Here is an 8,750-nt window from a genome sequence, read left to right as displayed (position 1 = left end):
ACACCCGTTCCCATACCGAACACGGCAGTTAAGCTCTTTTGCGTCGATGGTAGTTGGGGGTTTCCCCCTGTGAGAGTAGAACGTCGCCTGGTTTACCAAAGTATCAGCTAATAAGCTGGTGCTTTTTTTATTTTGAATCAGCCAATTATTGAATTTAACAACCTAAAAGGACTGTCAATTATTGATAGTCCTTTTAGTCTTTGTACAAAATTTGATTACCAAGTACTGAAGAACCTAAACCTAGTCATTCAGAATTATCAATAATCGTAGGAATTGTATCAGTTTGTTTAAAAACATAGGTTTCATTATCAATTTTTATTTTAAAAGTGCTTCCTTTTTTATCATTAATGATTTTCAAGTTATGAAACTTAGGACTGTTAATGACATACGTCGTATCTGTTTTCTGTGTATAAGTTCCTTTATCTGTCTCAGATTGATTATAATAATAAAATGAATGATGGTCCTCTTCATCAAATACTATTGATGCAAATGGAAGTTTTTTGCTGTGGTAAGTTCCTATTAAAGTTGACTCATCAAAATTCTGTATTTTAGGCATGTTTATAGCTAAAATAATAAATACAAAAACCAATAATAGAATAATACTTTTATCAACCCAATTTTTCTTTTCAACCTCAGGCATTACAATCTACACTCCTTCCTTAATTTAAAAATAAAACGTGTCATGGCTTCTTCAAATCCATACTTCATATTGTGATTAAACATTTGCATTGCAGTCATTTGGTGATCGAATTTAACACTTTTTTTATGATCCCTAAATGTTCAGCAAATTTTTGATTGAAGTACATAAATTCTCTCCTCTTGTCTATTTGGATTATCATGTAATCTCTCCTCTAGTTTTAATTCGATTTACAAATAAAAAAGAGCAGGGGGGTAAAACCCTACTCATTTCTTCTTTTTATCTCTATATTCAATTTAATTTCCTATAATACCTAGAACAATTACGCCACCGATAGAATAAGGATTTATTATATAATCCCAAATATCAAAATCAATATCTGATTCATCATATTCTTCGTCAGATACTTCAGTAGGTTCCTCTATATAAGAATCTTCATATTGCTTGCTCTTGTTCTTCCGACTGTTGATCTAGTTCATCGTAATATTCTTTCTCTTGTTGTTCATTATCTTCCATTTCTTGATAAAATTCATCTGATTGTTGCTCATAATATTCTTCTAGGTCAGGATCTTCTTCGTATGTATTATCACTATTACCACCATTATGATAATGATATTCCCCATACTTTAAATTGTATTTTTCACAATTCGTATAACACCTATGTCCTCCGTTAGCATCAGTTCTTCCAGGAGAGGCATAGGATTTTTCATTAGATATAAATAATTGAAAAACTAATAATAAAATTAATAATAAAGTTTTCTTCATGGTTCTCCTCAAATTCAAGCATAAAAAGAGCAGAGGTGCCTGCTCTTGAATTGGTTAATCGACGATTATTCCATCATATCTGAATTTTTTATTAGGGAATGTTATCGTTGGACCAGACTGTTCTATTGTAATATCTAAATGATATTCACCTGTTTCTTTCAATTCTCTAAATACAAGGGTGTTATTTGCGTAATCACCAAGACCCGTGTGCTGAATATCTATCAATTTTTCACCCTGGCGTAATTCTACATAAACATGTGCGCCATAATATCCACTATAATTAGTGAATCCAGCACGAACATGATCACCTATATGTAAATGACCTTCCCGTATGTACATCCTAACTATTGTTCCATATTTATGTTCTACAAGAGGGTTAGGGTCTGGCTTGCTAACTTTAGCAGCAGAAGCTTTAGCTCTTTTTTCAATTCTTTCAATCTTTTCATTCTTTTTTACATTTTGCATATCAAAATAAAAACCTAATGCTATCATTGCAACGATAACTATGGCTATCACTGCTTTTATGCTAAACCTCATTCTTAAACCATCCTTTTGTTATAATCTGAATTAATTATCATTATATATTATTAATCAATTCTTTAGGAATGGTTCTAAAAGTTTAATTGATACAAGGGGCACACTTAACTCATTCTTGATATAGTTCGCCTTTTACATAAGCAAGATTATTGCGAAACACTATATCGTGTTCATGTAAATACTGCTCATAGGCTCTGATATCCTCAAAGATGACTTGTTCATCTTCTGTTACTTTCAAACCTAGAATCTCAATCTGCACTAACAGTCTATATACTTGATTTAAATACTTTGCTATTTCACGACATAAGAAAACCTTGTCAAAAAAATGACTTACATCAAAATCTTCAAGATAATGAGTTTCGACTGTTTCACTAACAACTTTAATCTCAATCTTAATCATGGTTACATCTCCCACAATACGTAATAGCCATTTCCTCTGGACAATCGAAAGGGTTGTTATGTTCAGCACCAATAAAGCCAGCGCCGCAAAACTCGCATTTACTATCTACTACAATAAATACTTCTTTACTGCATGTACCAATTAATGTTCCATAAGGTTCATCAGTAAAGAGCGTACTTGTTTCTGTTTGAAAGCTTTAATAGCCATATTAATAATTCTCCTCTATATAGAAATAAGCGATCTCCTCTTAATACAAGGAATCGCTTCATAATAACCAGCTATCTCAAATTGTCGTTGTGCATTACGGAATACATAATCAATGTTCTCCTGTTCCCTAAGAGCACATTTTTTAAAATAACTGTACTTATAGTATCGTTCCAGTAAATTTCATAATTTATCTCCTTTTCCTTATCAATAAACTCACATCCACCGCACTCTCTTTTCTTACCATGAAATTCACCAAATTGATTTAATAAAAATGTCTCCCCTCCGATCGTTCCGTGATTATAGCTAATCAAATAGTGTGAGTTTGACTTAATTAAATCTTTATCATATTTTCCTTTATATTTTAAAGTTGTTTGATATAAGATATCAGTTCCGACCAAAGTCATTTCGTGTAAAATTTCCCAGTTATTATCGGCTCCTTTAAAACTAACAGACTTTGTCCTAAATAAATGATTTGCAATTTCTCCGTGTACTGTAGTAACTGAGTTAAATAAGAATAATAAACTGAAAGTGAGATGAGCTATTATATTTTTCATTTTAAATCTCCAGTTTTTATATTTAATATTCAATTAAATGGTGTGTTTTTATACAATGATAGATCCCTTTAAACTAAATTTTTATTTGCTGCAAATTTGGAAGGTATATTTATTACTTTTTTCAATTGGCCTATAGGGAGTATGAAACTTAAAGTAGAGTACTTACCTGAAGGGGAAAAAGTTGTAGAGAATTTTAATTTAATCACATATAGTAAATAATGTAGATCATCTTTACTTTTCAATTTACACATAGTATGATTATTTCAATAAGTTAGATTTCAATGAACATAATAATAAATGAGGTGCATTTTGTGAGTGCGGTAGGTTCTAAATAGGAAAAAATTAAATGAAATAAATAGGATGAAAAAAAGGGGAATTTGTAGAATTCGTACCCTTAATTTTGTCATGTATTTATTTCAAACCTATGAAGATACCTACAATACTTTATAATGCGTGTAATGAATTTAGTTTGGCTATTCTGTAATAGCTTATTTAACTATATTTCAATTATAATTGCCTTGTAATGTGATTAAAGCTGCGGTATCTCCGCAGCTTTTTTTATATTTTTTCGGGTAAATCTTATTTCTATAATAATCTCATTGGAATCTAACGGGTAGGTATCTCCATTTATGATCGATAAAATCATATGAAAGAGGAGAATAAAAGTTGAATAATATAACATTTGAAAAGTTACAATATAACGAGTTAAAAGGAATAGTAAAAACTTATTGTGTAAGTGGATTAGGTAAAAAACTGATAAATCAATTAGAACCTAGTAGCAATATAAAAGTAGTTAAAAATAGATTAAATGAGACAACTGAAGCTCGGGCAATATTAGATGCAGAAGGACATGTGCCATTTTTAGGTGTTTCTAACATTGAAAATCTTATTCAAAATCTTGAAAAGGGCATGATATTAGATCCGAGTGACTTAATCAGTGTTTCGGACTTTTTAAGAGGATGTAGAAGAATTAAAAAGTTTATGCAAGATAACTTATTTTTTGCTCCAATTCTCGCTTCATACGCAAACTCAATGAGTGAATTTATAAGTATTGAAGATGAGGTTAACTTCTCAATTAAAGGAAATAGCATTGATTCTGCGGCAAGTAAGGACCTTAAACGAATACGAAATAATATTGAATTAGTTGAAGAGAAAATTAAAGATCGTTTAAATAAGTTTTTAAGTAGTAGTGCTAATAAAATGTATATTCAAGACTTTTTTATAAGTAAGAAAGATGACCGATATACAATACCAATTAAAGCTTCCTTTAAGAAGCAAGTTCCTGGATCGATTATTGAAGTTTCTTCTAAAGGGGCAACAGTCTTTATTGAACCGAATACAGTAACTAAATTAAACAGTGAGTTAGCAAGCCTAAAGGCTGAAGAGGCAATGGAAGAATATCAAATTTTAGCTACTCTTTCAGGAATGATTTTAGAAAACATTTATGAAATAAATATAAATATGGAGTTAATTAGTCAATATGATATGGTGTTTGCTAAAGCTAAATTTAGCAAACATATTGGTGGAGTTGAGCCGAAATTAAATGACTTTGGATATATAAAGTTAGTTAATTGCAAACATCCACTATTAACAGGTAATGTAGTTCCGCTTAATTTTGAGATAGGAGAGAGTTATCGTAGTTTAATCATTACTGGACCTAATGCGGGTGGGAAGACAGTCGTTCTGAAAACAATTGGTTTACTAACTTTAGCAACAATGTCAGGTTTCCATATTATTGGAGACACGGGGACTGAAATTGCTGTATTTGAAAAGATTTTTGTTGATATTGGTGACAATCAAAGTTTAGAGAATGCACTAAGCACATTCTCATCACATATGAAAAACCTTTCCGATATTATGAGTGTTTCTAATAATAATACACTTTTACTATTCGATGAAATAGGAAGTGGTACGGAACCGAATGAAGGAGCTGCACTTGCAATTTCTATTTTGGAAGAATTTTACCATATGGGATGTATTACAGTTGCAACTACCCATTATGGTGAAATTAAACGTTTTTCAGAAATGCATAGTGACTTTATGAATGCAGCAATGCGATTTAATAGTGAAACACTAGAACCAATGTATAAGTTAATTATCGGGAAATCAGGAGAAAGTAATGCTCTATGGATTTCTAAGAAAATGAATATTCCTGAAAATGTACTTCTAAGAGCGAAGGAATATATGGAAAATAAAGAATATCAATTAGAAAAAGTAAATGAAAGTGCAATAAGGAGACCAAAGATTGTCAAATTGAGATCGGAAGAAAAGGTTAACTATCGAAAAGGTGATCGAGTAAAATTATTAGACTTTGATAACTTTGGAATTGTCTTTAAAGAAATCGATAATTTCTACAATCTCATTGTTTTTTACAATGGCGAATTTTTGGAAGTGAATGAAAAACGAGTAACTTTAGAAGTAAAGGCAGCTGAACTTTACCCAGAGGGATATGACTTAGATACATTATTTGTTGATTATGCGACAAGGAAATTACAGCACGATATTGATCGAGGTTCGAAAAAGGCACTACGAAAGATTCAAAAAGGAATGAGAAGTAACGGGGAGTGATATTACGGCTGTTTTCGATCAGCAAATTATTGCACTTTGTTTACAAACTAGAACATCAGCCCAAAAGCTGATGTTTTTGATTTAAGAAAAAATTCATTGTTTTCAAGAATACAAAACAAATTTAAGCTTATATGAATAGACTATACCAAACTACATGATTGGGGTCTTAATATGAGGAAATTTTCTTATATAGATTTAATCGCCACGTTAAATATAGAAGATGCACATCCAGGTGGGTTTGATTTAACAAAAAAAACATTAAGATTTCTTCCGCTGAATTCAGATAGCCAAGTTTTAGAGGTTGGATGCGGTTCGGGTAAAACTGCTAGCTATTTATATGAAACTTATAATTGCCCAATTACAACAATCGATATAAACAGTCGGATGCTGGCAAATGCACGAAAACGATTTAACAAAAAGAAAATTCCAGTTACTCTGCATCAAGCAAGTGCAGAAAACCTGCCTTTTAAAGATAATTCATTTGATATTATTATTTCGGAATCAGTAACAAGCTTCACAAATGTAGATAAATCAATACAAGAATATGTAAGAGTGTTAAAAAAAGGTGGATATTTTCTTGCTATAGAAATGACATCAGAGAGACCACTAACACTAAAAGAAGAAAGCGAAATAAAGGATGTTTATGGTATTTCAAAAGTAAAAACGGTAAGAGAGTGGGAAGAAGCATTAATCAAAGGGGGCTTTAGGGATTATAAAATCCTTAAAGGAAATACAGTAATGAATACATCAACAACCTCAACTGATTCACTACCATTTCAAAAGTTGCCACCAGAGGGAATTGAATTACTTCATAGATTTCAAGAAATACTAGTGCGCTATAAAGATGTGTTAGGATACAGAGTATTCCTATGTAGAAAAAGATAAGCATAATAGCTTATCTTTTTTGTTTGAATTAACTCCAGCTTACCGGATTTGGATTAAATCCAAAGTATCAGACTGTTAATATTTTAAAATTTCACGTGGATTTAACCAAACTAGTCCAATAATTCCAGGCTATTAAGTATTCGTCCAAATCATTTGGGTGATGTCTTATACATGTAGCTAACCTAAAATATAATCCAACCAAAACGTTTTTATATATTGTGTGAGAATCATTATTTTGTAAAAATTTCAAATGATTAACTGCAGTAGAAATTGTCTCTTTTGTTAGATTGTCTGGTGAAGAACAAAACGCATATATTAAATCATAAAGTGGATCTCCAAACACTGGAGTAGGATCAATAATGCCGCTTAACATGCCATTATTAAAGATAAAATTATGTATACCACAGTCACCGTGTAATAAACAAGGTTCTCCTTGAAAAGTGATTAGATCTGAATTGTTTATAATAGAAAAGATAAGTGTATGATCTGGCTTTTCTAAATACGAATCTAAAATTTTAAAAGACTCTGTCATTCTACTCGTAAGAAAATCTGACCATGAATTCGATAATTCATCTGCCCATCCCCAACCTGGAGCATTAGGGTAGGATTTATAATTATTTATTAACTGTTTAACAAGTAATATAAGTAATTCATTTTTGGCTTTTTTATCATAGTTTGCGCTACCTGGAATGAATGGATAAACTATGTATTTAAATGTTTTTTTAGCAAATAGTAAATTGGGCAATATATCTACTTTGTTATAGAAATTAAGAAAATATGCTTCTGATTCTAGTACACGAGGATCATTTAATTTAACTATATATTTACTATCGTTTTTTATATTACTTAGAAGATATATACTGCTTGATGTTCCACCTGTTAGTTGAGTGTATTTAATTTCTTTTTTGTTAATTAAATTCATGTTTGATAAATCAATTATTAATGATTCTATTTGCATAAAATCCTCACCTTCATTATTAATAATGTACTTATTTAAGTATACTCTTATAAATTAACGGTCACCATGAGGATAGATTGGAAAATGCTTATTAATCTCTACTTTATTTATGATTAAAAATGTTTTGGAAAATATAAAGGCATATGTACATAAGAAAAGTATGAATATAATTATAATGACTTGAATGATTTTTTTCATAATGCTTTTATCCTTTAACTAATGAGAGGAAATTATTTTTGTATTAGTAATAAAAAGTATATTGAGGATGTTTCATGACCTTTTCACCCATAAAATAAAAGGGGGTCTCAAAAGTCAGCAATTGACCAAAGAGACAAACCCACAGTAATTGAATATAAGATTATATTGAGCTATTAAAAAAAGAATAATGCAGCTAATGCGACTCCTGCAACAAAACCAAGTGCAATTGAAACACCGAACCCACAGCCGAAGAATCCGCATCTAAATCCATCTCTGTCAAAATCTCTATCGTCTCTTCTTTCGTCTCTTCTATCAAATCTTCTGTCAAATCTTCTATCAAATCTTCTATCGAATCGATCATCAACTCGATCATCGAATCTATTGTCAAAGCGATTACCGAACATATTATCAAAACGATTTTCATTGCGGTTACTTCTATTTGAAAAGTTTCTTTCTGAGAAATCTCTATTAGAATGGTTTCTGTTCATATTACTTCTATTGCGATTTGATGATCTATTAGAGTTCTGACGATTTTGATTTACTGGTTCAATAAAAACTCGATCTTCAGTTACTCTAGTAATACGTCCAACGTGCTCGTTTCCTTCTTTATCGAAAATGCGTACAACCTGCCCTCTAAAATTATTACATAATTGATGGGCTTCATTACATTGCATAACAATTCCTCCTTTTCTTGTACTAATCTATGGAAGAGGGATCGTTTGTGCTTGTACTTTTACCTAGTTGTACAATTAACTAATTAATTTGTTTGAAATTTACGTAAATTTATTTTTGTTAACTTTTTGTAAAAGAAATGCTTGCAATCATTTGGACGAGATGGTATATTTGTTTATGTTGTCACGACAAAACAAGTTCGAACAACAAAAAATATAAAATAAATTGTTGACAAGTTGTTCAACAAAATGTTATTATATAAAAGTCGCCTCTGAGCGATAAAGTGAACTTTGAAAACTAAACAAAACATGAAGTAAACGTCAATTATTAGTTTTTTGAGCAATACAAGATTTAAACTTAACTTTTATG

The 8,750-nt window shown here is 30.7% G+C and carries 8 protein-coding genes, 1 rRNA gene and 1 pseudogene; 3 read left to right on the top strand and 7 right to left on the bottom strand.

What is annotated here, in order from left to right:
* A 5S ribosomal RNA gene (rrf, locus tag ACFVRR_RS24165) occupies positions 1 to 92 on the top strand; the annotation flags it as partial.
* 152 nt (positions 93 to 244) lie between these two features.
* On the opposite strand, the gene ACFVRR_RS24160 is transcribed toward rrf, so the two are convergent.
* The 5 genes and pseudogenes from ACFVRR_RS24160 to ACFVRR_RS24140 all read right to left on the bottom strand — a co-directional run bounded on the left by ACFVRR_RS24160 (position 245) and on the right by ACFVRR_RS24140 (position 3,100).
* A complete protein-coding gene (locus ACFVRR_RS24160; RefSeq protein ID WP_387333306.1) occupies positions 245 to 640 on the bottom strand; it encodes a hypothetical protein in 396 nt (131 codons plus the stop codon).
* Between the two features lie 590 nt (positions 641 to 1,230).
* Positions 1,231 to 1,336, bottom strand: a pseudogene (locus tag ACFVRR_RS24155) (YHYH domain-containing protein); the annotation flags it as partial.
* A 120-nt stretch (positions 1,337 to 1,456) separates the two neighbouring features.
* Positions 1,457 to 1,939, bottom strand: coding sequence for a hypothetical protein (locus tag ACFVRR_RS24150; RefSeq protein ID WP_387333304.1), 483 nt, complete (start codon positions 1,937 to 1,939; stop codon positions 1,457 to 1,459).
* A gap of 109 nt (positions 1,940 to 2,048) precedes the next feature.
* Positions 2,049 to 2,339 (bottom strand): hypothetical protein, encoded by a 291-nt coding sequence (locus ACFVRR_RS24145; protein ID WP_387333302.1) that lies wholly within the window; start codon positions 2,337 to 2,339, stop codon positions 2,049 to 2,051.
* Between the two features lie 278 nt (positions 2,340 to 2,617).
* The gene (locus ACFVRR_RS24140) at positions 2,618 to 3,100 is read right to left on the bottom strand and encodes a hypothetical protein (protein ID WP_387333300.1); all 483 of its coding nucleotides are present in this window, start codon (positions 3,098 to 3,100) and stop codon (positions 2,618 to 2,620) included.
* A 666-nt stretch (positions 3,101 to 3,766) separates the two neighbouring features.
* Here ACFVRR_RS24140 and ACFVRR_RS24135 point away from each other — a divergent pair.
* Both ACFVRR_RS24135 and ACFVRR_RS24130 read left to right on the top strand, forming a co-directional pair.
* Positions 3,767 to 5,668: an endonuclease MutS2 gene (locus ACFVRR_RS24135; RefSeq protein WP_387333298.1), complete on the top strand. Its 1,902-nt coding sequence runs from the start codon at positions 3,767 to 3,769 to the stop codon at positions 5,666 to 5,668.
* Between the two features lie 171 nt (positions 5,669 to 5,839).
* Positions 5,840 to 6,553 carry a class I SAM-dependent methyltransferase gene (locus ACFVRR_RS24130; protein WP_387333296.1) on the top strand — a complete coding sequence of 238 codons (714 nt, stop codon included), beginning with the start codon at positions 5,840 to 5,842 and terminating at the stop codon, positions 6,551 to 6,553.
* A gap of 91 nt (positions 6,554 to 6,644) precedes the next feature.
* Here the strand turns inward: ACFVRR_RS24130 and ACFVRR_RS24125 are convergent, their stop codons facing one another.
* Positions 6,645 to 7,511: a phosphotransferase gene (locus ACFVRR_RS24125; RefSeq protein WP_387333294.1), complete on the bottom strand. Its 867-nt coding sequence runs from the start codon at positions 7,509 to 7,511 to the stop codon at positions 6,645 to 6,647.
* A 371-nt stretch (positions 7,512 to 7,882) separates the two neighbouring features.
* Complete coding sequence (locus ACFVRR_RS24120; RefSeq protein ID WP_387333292.1) at positions 7,883 to 8,383, bottom strand: hypothetical protein; 501 nt, start codon at positions 8,381 to 8,383, stop codon at positions 7,883 to 7,885.
* Between the last annotated feature and the right edge of the window lie 367 nt (positions 8,384 to 8,750).

Source organism: Gottfriedia sp. NPDC057948, from assembly GCF_042887255.1.
Lineage (GTDB): Bacteria > Bacillota > Bacilli > Bacillales > Bacillaceae_G > Gottfriedia.
This window is presented reverse-complemented; position numbering and strand designations above follow the sequence as displayed.

Excerpts from the sequence above, each read along its gene's own strand:
- ACFVRR_RS24160 (WP_387333306.1), bottom strand. The coding sequence starts at position 640 with ATGCCTGAGGTTGAAAAGAAAAATTGGGTTGATAAAAGTATTATTCTA.
- ACFVRR_RS24150 (WP_387333304.1), bottom strand. The coding sequence starts at position 1,939 with ATGAGGTTTAGCATAAAAGCAGTGATAGCCATAGTTATCGTTGCAATG.
- ACFVRR_RS24145 (WP_387333302.1), bottom strand. The coding sequence starts at position 2,339 with ATGATTAAGATTGAGATTAAAGTTGTTAGTGAAACAGTCGAAACTCAT.
- ACFVRR_RS24140 (WP_387333300.1), bottom strand. The coding sequence starts at position 3,100 with ATGAAAAATATAATAGCTCATCTCACTTTCAGTTTATTATTCTTATTT.
- ACFVRR_RS24130 (WP_387333296.1), top strand. The coding sequence starts at position 5,840 with ATGAGGAAATTTTCTTATATAGATTTAATCGCCACGTTAAATATAGAA.
- ACFVRR_RS24125 (WP_387333294.1), bottom strand. The coding sequence starts at position 7,511 with ATGCAAATAGAATCATTAATAATTGATTTATCAAACATGAATTTAATT.
- ACFVRR_RS24120 (WP_387333292.1), bottom strand. The coding sequence starts at position 8,383 with ATGCAATGTAATGAAGCCCATCAATTATGTAATAATTTTAGAGGGCAG.